Origin of the sequence: Prosthecobacter fusiformis (genome assembly GCF_004364345.1) — a bacterium.
GTDB lineage: Bacteria > Verrucomicrobiota > Verrucomicrobiia > Verrucomicrobiales > Verrucomicrobiaceae > Prosthecobacter > Prosthecobacter fusiformis.
Window position 1 is genome coordinate 243443 of sequence record NZ_SOCA01000002.1, and the last position, 17575, is coordinate 261017.

At 57.5% G+C, this 17575-nt stretch carries 15 protein-coding genes; 8 read left to right on the forward strand and 7 right to left on the reverse strand.

All coding sequences use genetic code 11. The annotated features are described in order from the left end of the window. Positions 1-335: 335 nt before the first annotated feature. Both EI77_RS06950 and EI77_RS06955 read left to right on the forward strand, forming a co-directional pair. Positions 336-839 carry a hypothetical protein gene (locus EI77_RS06950; protein WP_133794067.1) on the forward strand — a complete coding sequence of 168 codons (504 nt, stop codon included), beginning with the start codon at positions 336-338 and terminating at the stop codon, positions 837-839. Between the two features lie 32 nt (positions 840-871). Beyond that, the gene (locus EI77_RS06955) at positions 872-1249 is read left to right on the forward strand and encodes a hypothetical protein (protein ID WP_133794068.1); all 378 of its coding nucleotides are present in this window, start codon (positions 872-874) and stop codon (positions 1247-1249) included. Positions 1250-1261: 12 nt separating this feature from the next. On the opposite strand, the gene thrH is transcribed toward EI77_RS06955, so the two are convergent. Then, positions 1262-1870, reverse strand: coding sequence for a bifunctional phosphoserine phosphatase/homoserine phosphotransferase ThrH (thrH, locus tag EI77_RS06960; RefSeq protein ID WP_133794069.1), 609 nt, complete (start codon positions 1868-1870; stop codon positions 1262-1264). A 183-nt stretch (positions 1871-2053) separates the two neighbouring features. Here thrH and EI77_RS06965 point away from each other — a divergent pair, with 183 nt between their 5' ends. Next, the gene (locus tag EI77_RS06965; RefSeq protein WP_133794070.1) at positions 2054-2263 is read left to right on the forward strand and encodes a hypothetical protein; all 210 of its coding nucleotides are present in this window, start codon (positions 2054-2056) and stop codon (positions 2261-2263) included. A gap of 12 nt (positions 2264-2275) precedes the next feature. Here the strand turns inward: EI77_RS06965 and acpS are convergent, their stop codons facing one another. From acpS to EI77_RS06990, 5 genes are all read right to left on the reverse strand, one after another. Further along, positions 2276-2656, reverse strand: coding sequence for a holo-ACP synthase (gene acpS / locus EI77_RS06970; protein WP_133794071.1), 381 nt, complete (start codon positions 2654-2656; stop codon positions 2276-2278). Further along, complete coding sequence (locus EI77_RS06975; RefSeq protein WP_133794073.1) at positions 2653-3408, reverse strand: pyridoxine 5'-phosphate synthase; 756 nt, start codon at positions 3406-3408, stop codon at positions 2653-2655. The genes acpS and EI77_RS06975 overlap by 4 nt, the downstream gene beginning before the upstream one ends. Before the next feature lie 18 nt (positions 3409-3426). After that, complete coding sequence (gene purH / locus EI77_RS06980; protein ID WP_133794074.1) at positions 3427-4965, reverse strand: bifunctional phosphoribosylaminoimidazolecarboxamide formyltransferase/IMP cyclohydrolase; 1539 nt, start codon at positions 4963-4965, stop codon at positions 3427-3429. A 483-nt stretch (positions 4966-5448) separates the two neighbouring features. Then, positions 5449-7539 carry an SGNH/GDSL hydrolase family protein gene (locus EI77_RS06985; protein WP_133794076.1) on the reverse strand — a complete coding sequence of 697 codons (2091 nt, stop codon included), beginning with the start codon at positions 7537-7539 and terminating at the stop codon, positions 5449-5451. 110 nt (positions 7540-7649) lie between these two features. After that, a complete protein-coding gene (locus EI77_RS06990) occupies positions 7650-12149 on the reverse strand; it encodes a DUF7133 domain-containing protein (RefSeq protein WP_133794078.1) in 4500 nt (1499 codons plus the stop codon). A gap of 153 nt (positions 12150-12302) precedes the next feature. Between EI77_RS06990 and EI77_RS06995 the strand changes: the two genes are divergently transcribed. From EI77_RS06995 to EI77_RS07015, 5 genes are all read left to right on the forward strand, one after another. Beyond that, a complete protein-coding gene (locus tag EI77_RS06995; protein WP_133794080.1) occupies positions 12303-12563 on the forward strand; it encodes a type II toxin-antitoxin system VapB family antitoxin in 261 nt (86 codons plus the stop codon). Continuing rightward, complete coding sequence (locus EI77_RS07000; protein ID WP_133794082.1) at positions 12550-12918, forward strand: type II toxin-antitoxin system VapC family toxin; 369 nt, start codon at positions 12550-12552, stop codon at positions 12916-12918. The genes EI77_RS06995 and EI77_RS07000 overlap by 14 nt, the downstream gene beginning before the upstream one ends. A 57-nt stretch (positions 12919-12975) precedes the next feature. Further along, positions 12976-13602: a glycerol-3-phosphate 1-O-acyltransferase PlsY gene (gene plsY / locus EI77_RS07005; RefSeq protein ID WP_425606516.1), complete on the forward strand. Its 627-nt coding sequence runs from the start codon at positions 12976-12978 to the stop codon at positions 13600-13602. A 39-nt stretch (positions 13603-13641) separates the two neighbouring features. Then, a complete protein-coding gene (locus tag EI77_RS07010) occupies positions 13642-14598 on the forward strand; it encodes a uracil-DNA glycosylase (RefSeq protein ID WP_133794084.1) in 957 nt (318 codons plus the stop codon). A 105-nt stretch (positions 14599-14703) separates the two neighbouring features. Next, positions 14704-16401 (forward strand): glutamine--tRNA ligase/YqeY domain fusion protein, encoded by a 1698-nt coding sequence (locus EI77_RS07015; protein ID WP_133794085.1) that lies wholly within the window; start codon positions 14704-14706, stop codon positions 16399-16401. A gap of 125 nt (positions 16402-16526) precedes the next feature. On the opposite strand, the gene EI77_RS07020 is transcribed toward EI77_RS07015, so the two are convergent. Then, complete coding sequence (locus EI77_RS07020) at positions 16527-17537, reverse strand: dihydroxyacetone kinase subunit DhaK (protein ID WP_133794087.1); 1011 nt, start codon at positions 17535-17537, stop codon at positions 16527-16529. Between the last annotated feature and the right edge of the window lie 38 nt (positions 17538-17575).

Sequence of the window (17575 nt, forward strand, 5' to 3'; positions counted from 1 at the left end):
CCTAATGCAGCCGGACCGCTTTTTTTTCAAAAGCGGCCCGGTGGGACCCAACCAAAATCCCACCGGGCCTTAATTGACCGGGCTGTCCCCAACCATGAAGTGACAGTCCAGCTCGTTGTGGTGAAGCTCGCGCTTCGAATAAAGAATTAAGCAGCTAGCAGGCCAACTTTTGTGGCTTCTTTCATTAAAATTAAAAGTCTGCATTACCCGTCTCCAGCCTAGGCAGGCGGGAACAAACATTAATTGGGGCGTAACCAGTGATCGTGCAATTCTCAACATCTGCATTGACACGCAATAAAGGTAGTTCGTAGTTCCTGCCTGTCCTTAGCTACTCTATGAAATCACGCCTAATAAATTCAGTCTTGGCCTCCTGTGTAACTCTGATGGTCTCCTTGTCAGCCCAGGCTGATCAAACCATCAACTATCCTGACAAGAACCCTATCTTCTCCATTTCCTTCCCGGATAAATGGACGGTCGAAGAAGCTGACCAGTCCGTTTCCGCCTCTTCTGAAGATGAGTTGGTAAACATGGAACTGCTCGCCCTGGATGCTGAGGCTCTCGATAGCGCTGTGGACATCGCCAAGGAATCTCTCGAAGAAGAATTTGAAGGCATGAAGTTCAAGGATGCCCCGGAAAAAGGCGAGCTGAATGGCATGCATGTCGTTTTCCTCAATGCTCAGACCACCATGGAAGGCGTCAAAATGGCGGTGAACTGCTGTATCTTTGCCCCCAAAGGCGCAGACAAATTTTTCATGCTCTTCAATGTGGTGCCGTTTGAGTCTCTTGAGGCTCATGGCGAAGACATCTCCAAGATCATCAATTCCATCAAGGGCGAGTAACGCTCTCCATCTTGCACCTTTAATCCACGACAATGAGCGAATCTTCACTGCCGCCGTCCTCCGTTCCGCAGGTTGCTCCGGTATCCCCGGTACTCATTGTCGTGGGCATCTTATTCATCGTCGGATGGATCCTTGTATCCATCACGGTGGTGGCCATGTCCCTGATGGGCACACTCATGGCCAATGATTCCAGCGCCGCCTCCACGGATAGTCACTCGGCCCTGATCCTTGGCGTACTCGTCAGCCAGATCATCACCGGCATTTCTGGGATCCCTGGTGGTCTCGCCTTTTTCTGGAGGACCAAGCGCCGACTCATGGTCCTCCTTTTCATCGGCCTCTTCGTCCTTGGCGTCCTCGGACAGGTCGCCGCCTTCATGTCCTTCCTTCCAGGCGGCAGCCCTGAATCCTAGCACTGGTCAAAGTCAGAGCTCGGCTTTGATCGCCGCGAGCAAGTCTTCATACTGCTCAAACGGTGTAAACTGGGGAAACTGGGCCTGGATGCTGGCCGGGCTGTGGAAAAGGAAACCTTTATGCGCTTCCCCTAGCATCGTCGTATCGTTAAACGAATCCCCAGCAGCGATGAGGTGGTAATTCAGGCTCTTGAATGCTTCGACGGCTCTCTGCTTTTGGTTAGGCTGACGCAGCTTGTAATTTGCAATACGGCCATCCGCATCCGTTTCTAAATAGTGGCAGAAGATGGTCGGCCAGCCGAGCTGACGCATAAGCGGCTGGGCGAATTCTTCAAACGTATCGCTGAGGATGATCACCTGCGTCAGTGACCGCAGCTCATCCAAAAAGTCCTTGGCTCCTTCCATGGGTGACAGGGTGCCGATGACCTCCTGGATGTCCTTCAACTTCAGCCCATGCTGATCCAGGATGTCCAGGCGCCCCTTCATGAGCACATCGTAATCAGGCTCGTCACGGGTGGTGCGGCGTAGTTCGGCGATGCCGGTCTTTTCAGCAAAGGCGATCCAAATCTCCGGCACAAGCACGCCTTCGAGGTCCAGGGTGACGATGGTCTGTTTTTTCATGGAAAGCGCTTCTGTGTCATCACTTCAGGTCAATGTCCAGTTACAGCGACTAACAAAGCATCTTTCCGGCATCCAGATTTCCTACGGGTTGCGTATTTTGATACCGCGCCAGATCTTCACCAAGCTGTCTTCGGCGGCTGGCAACTATGGATCTGAGTTGCAACCCCCCCCACCAAATCCGACATGATGTATATCTCTCGCGGCCTGCTGGCCGCATCCGTGGGCCTGCTCATTGCTGGCACCAGTTGCAGTCAGATTCAGTCTGCTGGCTCCCTCGGTTATATGATGCACGGCAGCACTTTGCTGCGCCCGACCCCTGATAATTTCCGCCATGTTCCTCCACGTGATCAGGATCGCACTCCGACTCCCATGCAGTGGGGCTTGGACTTTTAAATCAAAGCTGGCTCATACTAAAATCACCTGCGCCTGCGCCAGATCGCGGGTGTGAGTGAGTGAAACGAGGAAACGCGTTACACCCTGAGCTTCTGCATGGCGCTTAGCCCCTCCATGCAGGTTCAGTATCGGCTTGCCTGATGCCTCACGGGTGATCTCGAAGTCTTTCCAATCCACGCCTTCGGCCCATAAGCCGGTGCCGATGGCTTTGGCCGCAGCTTCTTTGGCAGCAAACCGAGCCGCATAATGCATGGCTGGATCTGCGCATGCATCACAGTAGGTGATCTCTCCAGCCGTAAAGGTCTTCTCTTTGAATCGGACCCCATGTTTAACGATGAGGTCTCGTATACGCCCTACCTCGACCAAGTCTATACCAATGCCGATGGGGTTCATGCGCGGGTATACCTGGCCATGACCTCAAGGAATTCGGCGATGGCCTGACGCAGACCAACGAATACCGAACGGGCGACGATGCTATGGCCGATGTTCAGTTCGGTCAGATGCGGGACGGGGAACAGATCAGGCAAGTTCAGGGTCGTAAGGCCATGCCCGGCATTGATTTGCAGGCCCAGGCTGTGGCCCAGTTCAGCCGCAGCGATGAGGCGCGCAGTCTCTTGCGCCCGTTTTTCACCCAGCTCATTGGCAAAGGTGCCCGTATGCAGCTCCACCATGCTGGCACCGATTTCAGCGGAAGCACGAATTTGGTCCAGGTCCGGGTCGATGAACATGCTCACGCGAGTGCCATTGGCTTCCAATTGAGACACACTGGAGCGAAGCGCCTCTTTTTGCCCAACGACATCCAGCCCGCCTTCGGTGGTCACTTCCTCGCGGTTCTCTGGAACCATGCACACAAAGTCCGGCTTCACCTCCAGGGCGATGCCCAGGATCTCGGCCGTATTGCCCATCTCCAGGTTCATCTTGGTGCCGATGTTTTGGCGCAGCAGGCGGACGTCCGCATCCACGATGTGGCGGCGGTCTGCCCGCAGGTGGATGGTGATGGACTGTGCGCCTGCGGCCTCCGCCTCAAGCGCGGCCTCCAGGATGGAAGGCTCCACATTATGTGCTCCCAGCATGGTCCGATAACGAGCCTGACGGAGAGTGGCGACGTGGTCAATATTGACGCCGAGAAGAAGGTTGGGATTCATCAATGAAGGGTTGTTCTCTCAATGCAGGAAGTGGCGGTGGCCGGTGAAGACCATGGCCATTTTCCGCTCGTCTGCGGCGGCAATGACTTCTTCGTCACGCATGGATCCGCCGGGCTGGATGGCGGCGGTGGCACCGGCTTCGGCGCAGGCGATGAGGCCGTCGGCGAAGGGGAACATGGCATCGCTGGCGACGACACTGCCGGCCAGGGAGAGGCCGGCTTCCTTGGCTTTCCAGATGGCGATGCGGCAGGAATCCACGCGGCTCATCTGGCCGGCACCGATGCCGAGGGTACGGTCATGGGTGGCGAAGACGATGGCGTTGGACTTCACATGCTTGACCACGCGCCAAGCGAAGCGCATGGCCTCGAGTTCATCGCGGGTGGGTGGGCGCTGGGTTTTGACCTTGTTTTCGAGGTCTTCGAGGCCGAGGGCACGTGGATCGCTGTCCATCACGAGCACTCCACCGGGGGCGCTGCGGATGATCGGGTCGCTGAAGGTCTTGGTGACCTCGGGCAGCATCTGGATGAGGCGCAGATTCTTCTTCTTCTGGAGAAGGGCGCGGGCATCGGCATCGAAGTCCGGTGCGATGATGATGTCAGTAAAGATTTCCGAGATGATGCGGGCCAGGCCGAGCGTCATGCTGCGATTGATGACGATGACGCCGCCGAAGGGGGCCTGCTTGTCCGTCTCAAAGGCTTTGGCCCAGGCTTCACGCAGATCTTCATCCGCACAGCCGATGCCGCAGGGATTGGTGTGCTTCAGGATGGCGACGGTCGGGCGGCGGAACTCATGGATGAGACCGGCGGCACCGTGGATGTCCAGGATGTTGGTGTAGCTCAGTTCTTTGCCGTGCAGTTTGACAAAGTAATCGCTGAAATTCCCGTAAAGGGCGGACTTCTGGTGGGGGTTATCACCGTACCGAAGCTCGCTGTGAAGGGGCAGGCTAAGGGAGAAGGTCTTTTGGGTGACCTGTTCCTTGTTCAGGAAGCTGGCGATGGCTGCATCGTAGCTGGAGGTGCGCTGAAAGACTTTGCAGGCCAGACGCTCACGGGTGGCGAGGGTGGTTTCACCTTTGTTTTCCTTCAGTTCAGCGAGGACAATGGGGTAGTCAGCAGGATCAGAAATCACCGTCACCCAGCGGTGGTTTTTGGCTGCGCTGCGCAGCATGGAAGGGCCGCCGATGTCGATGTTTTCGATGGCTTCCTCGAGAGTGACATCTTTTTTGGCGATGGTCTGCTCAAAGGGATAAAGATTGATGGCCACCAGGTCGATGACCGGGATGTTGTGCTTGGCTGCGTTCTTTTTGTCCTCGTCATTGTCCCGGCGCTGAAGGAGACCGCCGTGGACCTTGGGGTGGAGAGTTTTGACACGACCATCAAACATCTCGGGGAAACCGGTGTGTTCGGAAACATCAATGACAGTCAGGCCTGCGTCTTTGAGATGCTTCGCAGTGCCGCCAGTGGACAGGATTTCGATGCCGAGCTCGGCCAGACCTTTGGCAAAGTCGAGAAGGCCGGTTTTATCGGAGACAGAAAGAAGAGCGCGAGCGATGGGCATGAGGACGAAGTGGTGTTACGGGAGGGTGGAGTAAAGGGGGAAAGCTGGCGGCGGCAATGACGAATATTGAGAGTAATGGAGGATGATGTCTGAATATCCGGCTACAGGTGGTCAGGAATGGGGATGAAATTCATTTTTTCCCCATTTGGGGATTTTAGGGGTTAATCAGTTGTGAATCAAGGGATTGCCAATGGGGATTGTATGGGGATTTTTCCCCATGGGGACATTTCGGGGATTTCTTGGAAGGTTGGGGATGCTGGTAAAGCGACAGGAATTTCATGGGAAAATTTTGGGGTGATCCCTGGATGGCAGCCAAATGTGAATACAGTCAGCTGATGGTGTATAATATTATCTTATACTATCAATAAAAGCGTCCGTATGCAAGTGGCTGTGCCCTGGCTCGATTTTCCAAAATCGAGATGTATCGATGCCCGGTCTATACTCCCGAGCCCGGACACTGCTGGCTGAATACGGCACGGCGCCCTATTCCACGTCGGCGGTGACGCGAGAAGTTGGCTGTTTGGCGAGTTCCAGGACGACGAGGGCTTCGACGTCGTTAATGGGCTTGGCGGTGAGGGGGAGGGAATGGGTGAGGTAACCGTCCGGCCCCTGGAGGGTAAGCCTGACGGAGAGGCCGAGCTGGCTGTTGCCGTTTTCCAGCGCCCATTCGTGGAGATACAGATAGGTGCGCGGAATGGTGAAGGTGATCTGGCGTTTTTCTTTGGTGCTGCTCAGAGCGGCTTTGAATTCCTTGGGGTCAAAGGAGGCCGCATACCCATTTCCAAAGGCCCAGGCGGGAATGGGGTGGACTTTTCCTGGCCCATCGGTGGCTTTACCTGTGGCACGCAGAGGGGAGGTGCCGCCCGGCTCAAGACGTTTGCCGTAACTGCGGGCATCCAGGTTGACTTCGACCTGCCATGCGGGACCCACGCCATCGGGTGATTCCTGGGGGAGATCGGTGGATGGGATGTCCAGGGTGAGCGTCAGGGAATTGGCATCCGCACTCGGTGTGAGGGTGATGGGGGTCGGAAGTGACTGGGCGGAGGTGGCCGGAGTCAGGGGGACGCTTTGGTCGAGACCGAGATTGCGGGTGAGGGTAACGTTTCTTGTGGAAACGAGAGTTTGAGAGCCGATTTTGACGGTCAGACGAAGTGGGATCGTACTTACCGACGGGCTGTTTTTAGGCAGATTAAATCGGAGGTTGAGCGGGGTGGTGGCCTGGCCAGGGAGATTGAAGTTGTCATCCAAAGTCTGGGAACCGAATTCGGCCTGCCAGCTTCCTTTGATGGTGCCCTTGCCGGGATTAACGATCTGACAGCCGGCGAGGAAAGCTTCTTCCTGGTTAAAAAGGGTCTCAAGGCCCCAGACGATGGAGACTGGTTCCAGGGTGGCATGCAGAGTCTCAATGCGGGCGGCGGTCTCGGTGCAGATGAGCACGGGCTGGCGGAGCAGGGCTTCCTGGAGAGGCGGGGCTTCACCCTGGCAGGTATAGCTGACGGTGAGGGCCTGAGAAGTACCTGCTTCAAGTGTGAGTGATGATCTGGCTTCGACGGGTTTCCACCCGTTAGCGATGAGAGGAAGTGCCTTGAGGACCAAGGCTGTGGTGCCTACGTTTTTCAGCTTGTAGGTGAGTGCCAGTTTGCCGGGTTCTGTTTCACGGGCGCTGGCGCTAGAGATTTGCCAAGGGAGCGTGGAGCGGGGTTCCAGCAGGTCCTTATAAATCAGGGAACCGAGCTGGCGGTGGAGGCTAGGGCGGGGGATGAAACTGCTGTCGGCCTCTTGATAGAAGAACTCGCGGTAGGTGCGCTCGATGCGATCAAAGACCTGGCCTTCATCCTGGGGCTGGGTGGTGGCCAGGGAAAGGAGGCGGGAGAGGTCCCCGAGGTCCACATGCAGGATGCCAAGCCCGGAGGCTGTTTCTTCCAGCACATCCGCGAGGGGCCGTGTAAGGCCGAGGACACTTTCAGACTGCTCAGCTACCGGCAGCCAGGGACTGCAAAGGATGACTTCGGCCCCGAGTTCCCGTGCCCCGGCGATGGCGGCACCGATGGCGCGTGAGAAGGTGGGGGGCTGCATGGCAGCATCGTTTTGGCCATAGCAGATGATGACCAGATCCACCGCAGTCTGGCGTGCGGCGGACTCCAGGATGGGGGCTGCATCCACGACGCTAGAGTCTGAACGGGCAAGGCTACGAAGGACGATGGTCGGCACGCCGGTGGCGACTACCTTGCCGGTTTCCTGGACGCCGCCTGTATAGAAAAACTGGGTGGCTAGGTGGCTGGCGAAGACGCCTGGAAAGGTATCTGTGATAGGGGCGTCCTTAATCTGGACAGCCGTCGCATCCCCGAGCACGAGCAGGTGGAGGGGCTCGCGCTGGGAGAGCTTGCGGTAAGTTTTAGGAAGGAATTTTTCCAGGCGCTCCTGGCGTGCAGGGCTGAGATCGAAATTCGTCTTGGGCGTGAGGCTGGGGACGGGGAGGCGTTTTTCGAGAGCTTCAGCCTCAGCTTTTTTCTGTACGAGATCTGGCGCAGTCTGGGCGATGAGAGGGCTGGCGAGAAGGCCAAGGCATCCCATTGCCCAAATTGCGCTGCTGATCGTCCTGTTGCCTGAAGTCATAAGACGGCTCATTTCAGCGAGTTGTGCGGTCTTTTCCAGCAAGAAGATGCGGGTGAGGTGCCTTTCAGTTACTTCTTGGCGAGAGCTTCCAGGTAATCGAGGAGGGAGGCGAATTCGCGGACGGTGAAGTTCATCATGAGGCCAGGAGGCATCATGGACATGGGGAGTTTCTGACGCTCCTTGATGTCGGTGGTTTTAAAGGCGAACTCCTGAGCGGCGATGTTGCGCAGTTTCACCTCGCTAGCACCTTCTAAGGTGATGAAACCCATCTGCTGGGTGCCGTCCTTCAGGGTGATCATCTCGCTGGCGAAGCCTTGGGCGATGGTCTTGTTGGGATCGAGGATGTTTTGGGCCAGCTCGGGGCGTTTGTAGGTCTGGGCGATGTTACCAAGATAAGGGCCTTTTTGCGCTTCGGATTCCTTCGTGGTATGGCAGGCCACGCAAGTAGCGCGGGTGAAAACCTGCTCTCCCAGGGCCAGATCACCCTTGGTCTTGAGGACAGCAGCGATGGCGGCTTCCGGTGTCATCGTGGCTAGCTTGGGTGTGGTGTCTGCCACTTTTGTCAGCTTCATGCCTTTGGCGGCGCGTTCGGCAGCGGCTTTGACCTTGGGATCAGGATCGTCAGTGGCAGCGAGGATTTTCGGTGCGGAGGCCATGTGCTTGATGGAAGCGATGGCATCAATGATCTGGATGCGACGCTTGGCATCCTGCCAGCCATGGTCGAGGGCTTTTTGGGAAAGCTCGCGGGATTCCGGACTGCCCGTGGTGCGGGAGGCGAGGTTCAGCAAAGCGGCATCGGCATGACGGGAGGCGGGCGCTTCAAGTTTTTCGGCGATGCTTTCGATGAGCTGGTGATGGTTTTCGAGTTTCGGAGAGGTGAAAAAGGCCGTTGAGGCGGCTTCGTAGTCCTTGAAGGCACCCGGCATTTTTTGCAAAGGACTGAGCGCGGTGAGGGTGGTGCTGACGCCCTCCGCGCTGTCGGTTTTGGTGAGGGCGATGATGGCCTGGGAGATGGTGGTGCTGGAGACTTCCGGCTCGACGAGATTGTCGGTGACGGGCGTGGGAGTCGTCTGGCCTTTGGGTGTCTGGGCGAGCTGAAGCTCGGGAGTACTTTTCAAGACGCTGACCAGCATCGGGATGGCATCCACTGGAATGGTCTCTGCAACAGCAAGCTGGGCGACGGCATCGGGAATGACTTTCGGGTCCTGCTTGGCCAGCGTGAGGATGCGCTGGAGGGCATCGTCTGACTGGATGCGATTGCGGTTCATCTCCTTCACCAGGAAGGCGGCTTCTTCGGGACCGGCTTTGGCCAGGGCTTCTTTGAGAGCGGCGGCGATCTTGGTTGTTTCGCTCCAGGGTTCCGGCTGGTAATAAGGGCCGCGTGTGTCCGGGCGTGTGCCCCAGGAATCGCCTTTCCATTCGCCTTCGGTGAAGTGCAGTCGGCAGATGGCGGCGAGGATGCCCTGGCGTAGGGCGGGATCGGTAGCCTGGTCGAGCTGCTCAATGAGTCCGGTGACGACCTCGGGTTTGTGCATCATGGCGAGGGCACGAAGAAGAAGTTTTGAGGAAGCATGCGAGGTTTGCTTCAAGCTCAACTTTGAGAGTAACAGTGAAGGTTCAGCTTTGCTGGCCGCTTTGACAGCCAGATGAGAAAGAACTTCATCGTTTTGAGCAGCGATGAAATCGATGGTTGTGGCTGGATTCATCATCTTGCCGGTCAAACCTTCAGTGACCAGACTTGCGGCACTTGCTCTCTTGGGGCTGTAATCAGATTCCTTTTTACCACTAGTTCTAGACATGGTGATGTTGAGGGAACCGGCTTTTGCCGGAACATTGAAAGCTCGCTGCATCGCTTCAAGGGCATATTGGGACCCCACGTCTTCGCTGCTTCCAAAATCAATGCCCGAGGTTCTCCCCGGGTGCTGAAAATATAGATGGGTAGCGGCGACTCGAGAACTGACACCTGCTTCTATTTTGACAATCAAATCGCTGAGGGCATCACTGCCAGCGAGCTCCTTGCGCCCAAGCAACTGCCTTTGCGCTTCCATCCTGCGCCGGTTGCTCGGCGACTCGAGTTCCTTTACCAGATCAGCATCACTGGCTTTGGTGTAATCCGGCAGGGCAGGGGCTTTGTAATCCTTCGGTCTCATCTGCACGATAAAGCCCACATCAGGTCCGGCCCAGTTGAAGGTGGCACCTTTCCAGCTTGAGGCATAGACGCGGCTGAACCCATCCACATCGGCATCGGTGGGGCGGGTCATTTTGATGAAGGGCTCGGGGGCCTTCACTTCTTCAAAGGTGGCACCTTTGGGCCTAACGGAATGTTTGTAGATGGCGTTGGTGCCCCAGTCGGCGGTGAAGGGAGCGTTGTTCCAGGCTTCGCCGAATCCAGGCTCGTCAATGTAAACAGCTCCGCATCCGGAGCCGCCGCCGTAGTCGGCCAGAGGCTGGATGGCCTCGTCATTGAAGTTCTTGTAAAGGCGGGGGTAGCCGTGGTCATCCAGGCCAGTGAAGTGGTGGAAGCGAACGTTCCAGCCGCCGCCGTCGTTGGTGTTGTCGCGGGCGAAGATGTCCATGAGCGGGCTGATGGCGACCTCCAGGATATTGCGGGTGCCGGTGGAGTAGATTTCCAATCCGGTGCCGTCAGGACGGACGCGGATGACGCCGCCACCACGATGCTGGAGGGTGCGGCCATCGGTGCCGGTGGCTTTCATGAAACCGAAGTCTCCACCTGCGATGTAGAGCCAGCCGTCGATGCCCAGGCTGAGGCCGTTGGTGGTGTGGTCGGCAGGGCGGTCTTTGAAACCGAAGGCGATGTCCTTGACCAAGATGTTTTGTTTTTCAGCGGTGCCATCGCCATCGGCATCGATGAATTCACTGAGGTGCGGAGGATGAACGAGGTAGAGGCGGTCGTGATCCCAGACGAGGCCACGGGGGCTGTCCACTTCGCAAAAAACCTTTGTTTCATCGGCCTTGCCGTCGCCGTCTTTGTCACGCAGGCGAATGATGCGGCCACGCTTTGGGCTGCGACCCAGGGAGCCGTTGCCGTCACTGCTAACGTAAAGTGTGCCATCGGGAGCGGCGGCGACGTAAACGGGATAGTTAGCAGCGGCGGAATTGGCGAAGAGGGTGACTTCGAAGCCTTCGGGCACCTTGACATCCTTGAGGATTTCAGCCTCCTGCTGTGGGGTGAGCTTGACAATGGAAGGGGGGATGTTGCCCTCGTTTTTGTAGGGATCTGATTCTTCCTTCACTACTTTGGCAGCGGTGGCCTGCTGCTGGGCGCTCATCTTTGGGGCGAGGGACTTGATGCTTTCACCTTTCAGCTTCACCTCCCTGATGCTGGCCCAGCCGCCGCTGTTTTTGCTGAGGGCGTGGATTTTGATGAACTTGATGTTATCCGATTTGGCGAAGTCGTCGCTGTAGGGGGCTCCTTTGTTGTTGGTGGAGGCATCGACGAGTGTGCTCCAGGTCTTGCCATCGGTGGAGCCTTCGACTTTGTAACGATAGACGCCTTTGTTTTCCCAGATGGTGGCGATGCCGGTGAGGGCCTGCGGTTTTTCAAATTCAAGCTGGAGCCACTGCGGGTACTGCTCGTTGCTGGCACACCAGCGGGTGGCTTCGTCGCCATCCACGGCCCGCCAAGCGAAGTTGTTTTTGCCACCTTCCTCACTGCTGGCCGTTGCGGTGACGAGGGTGGCGTCTTTCGGCGCTGGAGGCGGTGTGGCTGCGGCCGGTTTCGGCTGGGGCTTGGGCGGGGCGGGGTTGCCTTTGACAAAGGTGACTTTGTTCTGGCCTTTAAAGGGCGTCAGGTAGTCGGGGGTCAGTTTGTCACAGGCCCAGAGGAGGCCACGGGTGAGGAGGTCAAGGTAACGGGCATCGGCGACGGTGTCGTTGTTGTGGCCAATGGTGGTGCTGAAGCTGCGTGCCCCCTGCTTTTCATTGGTCCAGGCGACGATGTATTCGACGTCCTTGATGGTGCCGTCCTTTTGTTTAGCGGTCTGCTTGCCCATGGCCAGGGGATGGGCATCGAAGATGTTGACGTTGTTATAGAGCTCTTCCTTGACCGTGGTCCAGTCCGCCAGGGGCTGGGTGATGGGGTGCTCTTTGTCCACATAAGTGATGGCGATGGGCTCCTGTGGGCCGTGGGAATTCGACTGGAGACCGAGGTGCTTATACCAGGAGTCGTTACCGGGGCGGAAGCTGTGCATGGCGCAATGCAGGTGCACGGCGGGGACGGTTTTGTGGACATCCAGGATGCGCTTGATCGCCTTGAAGTCTTTATGACCGGCAGCGCATTCGTCGTGGATGATGATGTCGTAACCTTTCGCCCAATCCGGATTGTCATAGAGGGGCAGGGGAGGATTGGTGGATTTATCATCGGTCCACACGACATCCACCTGCACATTGGCGCGGGACTGGATGCCCTGGCTGAGGATTTCATGCTGCTTGGCGTAATCATGGCAGCAGCCGCCAGCGATGAGGAGTGCTTTGAGTGGCTGAGGAGTCGCTGCGTGGGCGATCAGGGACGATGCAAAAAGCAGGGCGAAAAGGGCGTGACGGAGCATGATAAAAAAGGCGGCGGATAGAATCGCGCTAAAATACCAATTTCGAGCAGAAAAGTGAAGGAAGCGGAAGTCCTCAGAGAATTTGGTTTTAGAAAATCAAAGCCTTGAATTGAAAACACGTGAATATGCATATCAATGAGCATAAAATCGTGCATGAGAACAACCCTACTTCTAGATGAAGAACTCATCGCCAAAGCCGGAAGGCTGACCGGCATCACTGAAAAAACCAAACTCGTGCATATGGGACTCGAAGCACTCATCACCCGTGAATCTTCCCGGCGTCTGGCCGCCCTGGGGGGCTCCATGCCTGAACTTAGCGTTCCGCCCCGGACCCGTCCGACGGAGGAGCGCCTGGATCTCGCTCATCTGACCTTCAAGGCCGCTGAAGACCCCAAGCCGTATGGTACTCGCTGATACCAACGTCTGGGTTTATTTCCTGAATGGAAAGAACAACGACCCAAAGCTGGGGCAGATGCTGTGGGCAGGAGAAATCGTCACCCACTGGAACGTCATAGGCGAGCTGGCAGCAGAGAGTGTGGCCAATCGCGCCCAGTTTCTGACTGATCTGCGGGAGCTGGAGCGTGTGGAGCCGGCTACGGAGAGTGAGGCTCTGGTGCTCATTGAAAATCGTAAGCTCTACGGGCGTGGCATCGGCTGGAATGATATCCAGCTCCTGGCGAGCTGTTTGATCCATCAGGTGCCGCTGTGGACTCATGACCGGCGTTTGCATGAAGCGGCCGTGGAGCTGGGATGCGCGTGGAAGGAGTGAGTTTTTACTTGGCGCAAGGCGGCATGCTCGGGATACATAGCGGCAATGAATCCCGCAGTGGCAATTTTGATCTCCGCAATCGTCGGCTACATCAGTGGCGCGATGCCGTTTGGCTATTGGGCAGGCAAGCTCAAGGGCATGGATATTCGGCAGCATGGAAGCGGTAACATCGGGGCGACAAACGTCATCCGGGTGCTGGGGAAGGGGATTGGCATTCCAGTTTTTATCCTGGATGCGCTGAAGGGCTGGCTGCCTGCCTGGCTGGCGGGGTATTTTTTGGCGAAAAACGGGGCTGCGCAGGAGATCGTCTCTGCCGGGGCAGTTGTGGCGGGCCTGGCTGCGGTGCTGGGGCACATGTTTACCTTTTGGCTGGGTTTTAAAGGCGGAAAAGGCGTGGCGACGACGGCTGGTGTGCTGCTGGGGATTGCCCCGCTGGCGATGCTAGGCGGGCTGGTGGTGTGGCTGGTGTTTTTCTTCATGACACGTTACGTGTCCCTGGCCTCGATGATGGCCGGGGTGGGCGTGGTGGCCACAATGGTGGCGCTCATGCTGCGAGATCAGCGCTGGGATTTTGTCATGCTCGGTTTCGGGGTGCTGATCATGCTGCTGGTCATCCTTCGGCACCGGGCGAACATTGGCCGTATCTTTGCGGGGACTGAGCCTAAGGCAGGGCGTAAAAAATAAGATCGTTTGGATCTCTAGCTGATTCCTTTTTCTCTAACCATGTCTCAACAAGCTGAAGCTGCCGGACTCCTGAAACACTACCTGGAACAGCGCCAGGTGGCGGGGCAGACGCATGTGGGGCTGAGGCCCGGGATGGTGGACCGGCTGTTGCATCGGCGTGGCCTCGGGCCACAGACCAAGGCTGCGGCGGAGATGCCCCGGCCTGTGCGTGCGGCACCACCTGCTGGCGAAAGTGTGGCTGCTCCGGCCTCATTGCTACGCGAAACCTTGGCGGCTCCAGCTTCCGTGAAACCTGCCCCTGCTGCGGTGACGAGTGCCCCGACAAAAGTGCGCTTGGAGCCGACAGTGATCGAAGTGCCCGGCGCCACCAAGGCAGAAAAGCTGGCTGCGCTGGCGCAAATGGCGGAACATTCGCCTGAGGCGCGTGCTCTGGGTACCCTGCGGGAGACGATGGTCTTTGCGGTGGGCAGTCCAGAGGCAGAGATCATGTTCATCGGTGAAGCGCCGGGGTCTGAGGAAGAGCGCCAGCAGGAGCCCTTCGTGGGGCCAGCGGGTCAAAAGCTGACGGGCATCATCAAGGCCATGGGTCTGGACCGGAGCGAGGTTTACATCAGTAACATCTGTAAATTCCGTCCGGCAATGGAGAACCAGGGTTACTCCAACCGGCCGCCGACAACGGTGGAAATGAAGACCTGTCTGCCGTACATATTTACGGAGATCGCCATCATCCAGCCGAAGATCCTGGTGGCGCTGGGCAAGACGGCGGCGGAAGGCCTGGGACTGAGTGGTCCGGTGAGCAAGCTGCGCGGCCAGTTTTACCAAGTGCAGGGACTGCCTGCCATGGTGACCTTTCACCCCAGCTACATCCTGCGGGAAGAAAAACTGGCTGGTGGCGGCATGGTGGCCAAGCGTCAAGTCTGGGAAGACATGCTGCAAGTGATGGAAAAGGCCGGGCTGCCGATCAGTGAGAAGCAGCGTTCGTATTTTAAGAAGTAGAGGCTCCGCTAATGAGCGTAAACGGCTCAGCGGTTCCCTTGAAAGTAGTCCTGTATCCTCGCCCGGCTTGACTCTTCAGTCTTCCGGCCCAAATCTCCGCCTCCCATGTCCGACGCCAACGCTGCTGCCCCTGCCTCCCTGGATTTCATCCGCGAAATGATCGCTGCCGATGTGGAGGCGCAGCGCAATGATGGCTGGGTGATCACGCGGTTTCCGCCAGAGCCGAACGGCTATCTGCACATCGGCCATGCCAAGAGCATCTGCCTAAACTTCGGCCTCAGCCTTGAAAACGCACCCAAGGCCCGCTGCCATCTGCGCTTTGATGACACGAACCCGACGAAGGAAGAGGTGGAGTATGTGGATAGCATCCAGGAGGATGTGAAGTGGCTGGGCTTTGACTGGGGCGACCATCTTTTTTATGCCAGCGACTACTTTGAAAAGCTCTATGGCTTCGCCGTCCAGCTCATCGAAAAAGGCCTGGCCTATGTGGATGACCAGACGCCAGAAGAGATGCGCGCCACCCGTGGCACGTTGACCAGTCCCGGCACGGCCAGCCCGTTCCGTGATCGCAGTGCTGCGGAAAATCTGGACCTGTTTGCGCGCATGCGTGCGGGTGAATTTGCCGAAGGTAGCCGCGTCCTGAGGGCCAAAATTGACATGGCCTCGCCGAACATGAACATGCGGGATCCAGCCATCTACCGCATCCTCAAGGCCCATCATCACCGCACGGGCGATGCCTGGTGCATCTACCCGATGTATGACTACGCACACCCGCTCAGTGATGCACTGGAAGGCATCACGCACAGCCTTTGCACGCTGGAGTTTGAGCATCACCGTCCCCTTTATGAATGGCTGATCGCCAATGTCAGCGGCCTGCCGGGCCAGCCTTATCAGCGCGAATTTGCCCGCCTGAACCTGACGAATACGGTGATGAGCAAGCGCAAGCTACTGCGTCTGGTGAAGGAAGGTCTGGTCAATGGTTGGGATGATCCCCGCATGCCCACCATCAGCGGCATTCGCCGTCGTGGTTATACTCCGGCGGCTGTGCGGACCTTCTGCAAAACGATTGGCCTAACCAAGTATCCATCTTTGACCGAACTCACCCTGCTGGAGCATTGCGTGCGTGAAGACCTGAATAAGCATGCCCAGCGCGTCTATGGCGTCCTGCGGCCTATCAAGGTTGTCCTGACCAATTACCCCGAAGGCCAGGTGGAGCATGTGGAGCTGGTGAATAATCCGGAAAACGAGGCCGATGGCAAACGCCAGGTCCCGCTCAGCCGCGAGCTTTACATTGATGCCGATGACTTCATGGAAACCCCGATCCAGGGTTTTCACCGGCTCGTCCCCGGCGGCGAAGTGCGTCTGAAATACGCCTTCTGCATCATCTGCCAGGAGGTCATCAAGGATGACGCGGGCAACATCATTGAACTGCGTTGCACTTACGATGACGCGACGCGTCACGGTGTGAAACCTGTGGGTAGGCCAAAAGTGAAAGGCACGATCCACTGGGTCAGCGCTGCCCATGCTCTGGATGTGGAAGTACGCCTCTATGACAAGCTCTTCACGCAGGAGCAGCCGGAAGAGGCCGCAGGTGAAGACGGTGACTTTACGCAGCTCATCAATCCCCAGTCTCTGGAAGTGATCACGGCGAAGATCGAGCCCTCCGTGGCCGATGCCAAGCCTGGCTCACACTTCCAGTTTGAACGCGTCGGTTATTTCTATGCCGACCCAAAAGACAGCCAGCCCGGCAAACCTGTGTTTAACCGCACTGTGGCGCTGAAAGATGGGTTTGTGAAAAAGTGAACAAATCTCCCGCATTGTAGCGGGACTAGCCCCCTCACTTCGCGTGCGGGGGGGCTGAAAGAAGAAAAGATCAGGAGGCGGATATGGCTTGTGCCATCGTTCTGCCTCCTCACCAGCCGTAGAGATTACAGCTTCGTATACCCCACGCTTTCGCAAGGCAGGTCCCAGAGAGCTTTCAGCTCGGCATCCAGCTTGGTGATGCTGAAGCTCACGCCGGCCATTTCCTGGCAGGTGACGATGCTGTCCACGATGGTCTGATGTATTTTGATGCCACGGGCATCCAGGATAGGCCGGGCGGCACGGAGCATGATCAGCAGCTCCATCATATGCGTGCTGCCCAGGCTGTTGACGAAGAAGACGATCTCATCTCCTTCACTCAGTGGCAGGTCATCGCCGAAAAGGAGATCCAGCATCTTGACGGCCAGTTCATCTGCCGTGCACATGGGGATGAGGCCCACGCCTTTTTCACCGTGAATGCCCATGCCCAGGCCGATGACGTCATCCGCCAGTTCAAAGGTAGGGGCACCTGTCGCCGGGATGGAGCCGGGTTTGGTGGAAACGCCGACCGTGCGTGTTGCGTCCACGGCCTTCTGGGCGATGCGGGCCAGTTCATCCAAAGTCTCCACCTGCGTGGCGGCGGCACCGGCCAGCTTGACGATGGGCACCAGGCCGCCGACGCCACGGCGCTTATGTTTTTCATTCGGCGGGGCGGAGCAAACGTCGTCATTGATAATGACGGTCTTTACCGTGATGCCTGCGTCCTCGGCGTCCTCCGCACCGATGTCGAAGTTCATGATGTCCCCGGCATAGTTGCCATAAAGATAGAGCACGCCTTTGCCACGGTTCACCGCCTGCGTGGCCTCCAGGACGATGTCCGGCGGGGGGGCTGCGAAAATGTCACCCACAGCCGCGCCATCACCCATGCCTTTGCCGACGAGGCCATGATAAATCGGTTCGTGACCTGCACCGCCACCAATCAGCAGGGCAGGGGCATCCGGGCGCAGATCGTTCATGACGATGGAGCGCTTGCCCACACGCCGGGCTTTGCCGTCATAAGCCAGCACGAGGCCCTCGAAGAGTTCGTCGGCACATTTCAGGGGATCGTTGATGATCTTCTTCGCGGTGTTTTTGCTCATAGGTCGGTGGCAGTGGGAATTCGGGCCGCAAGGTGTAG

What these genes read in the sequence shown, in the direction of transcription:
- EI77_RS07015 (WP_133794085.1), top strand. Translation starts at nt 14,704, where the DNA reads ATGTCCGACGCCAACGCTGCTGCCCCTGCCTCCCTGGATTTCATCCGC.
- EI77_RS06965 (WP_133794070.1), top strand. Translation starts at nt 2,054, where the DNA reads ATGATGTATATCTCTCGCGGCCTGCTGGCCGCATCCGTGGGCCTGCTC.
- EI77_RS07010 (WP_133794084.1), top strand. Translation starts at nt 13,642, where the DNA reads ATGTCTCAACAAGCTGAAGCTGCCGGACTCCTGAAACACTACCTGGAA.
- thrH (WP_133794069.1), bottom strand. Translation starts at nt 1,870, where the DNA reads ATGAAAAAACAGACCATCGTCACCCTGGACCTCGAAGGCGTGCTTGTG.
- EI77_RS07000 (WP_133794082.1), top strand. Translation starts at nt 12,550, where the DNA reads ATGGTACTCGCTGATACCAACGTCTGGGTTTATTTCCTGAATGGAAAG.
- EI77_RS06955 (WP_133794068.1), top strand. Translation starts at nt 872, where the DNA reads ATGAGCGAATCTTCACTGCCGCCGTCCTCCGTTCCGCAGGTTGCTCCG.
- EI77_RS06985 (WP_133794076.1), bottom strand. Translation starts at nt 7,539, where the DNA reads ATGGGATGCCTTGGCCTTCTCGCCAGCCCTCTCATCGCCCAGACTGCG.
- EI77_RS06950 (WP_133794067.1), top strand. Translation starts at nt 336, where the DNA reads ATGAAATCACGCCTAATAAATTCAGTCTTGGCCTCCTGTGTAACTCTG.
- EI77_RS06995 (WP_133794080.1), top strand. Translation starts at nt 12,303, where the DNA reads ATGAGAACAACCCTACTTCTAGATGAAGAACTCATCGCCAAAGCCGGA.
- EI77_RS06975 (WP_133794073.1), bottom strand. Translation starts at nt 3,408, where the DNA reads ATGAATCCCAACCTTCTTCTCGGCGTCAATATTGACCACGTCGCCACT.
- EI77_RS07020 (WP_133794087.1), bottom strand. Translation starts at nt 17,537, where the DNA reads ATGAGCAAAAACACCGCGAAGAAGATCATCAACGATCCCCTGAAATGT.
- EI77_RS06990 (WP_133794078.1), bottom strand. Translation starts at nt 12,149, where the DNA reads ATGCTCCGTCACGCCCTTTTCGCCCTGCTTTTTGCATCGTCCCTGATC.
- acpS (WP_133794071.1), bottom strand. Translation starts at nt 2,656, where the DNA reads ATGAACCCCATCGGCATTGGTATAGACTTGGTCGAGGTAGGGCGTATA.
- purH (WP_133794074.1), bottom strand. Translation starts at nt 4,965, where the DNA reads ATGCCCATCGCTCGCGCTCTTCTTTCTGTCTCCGATAAAACCGGCCTT.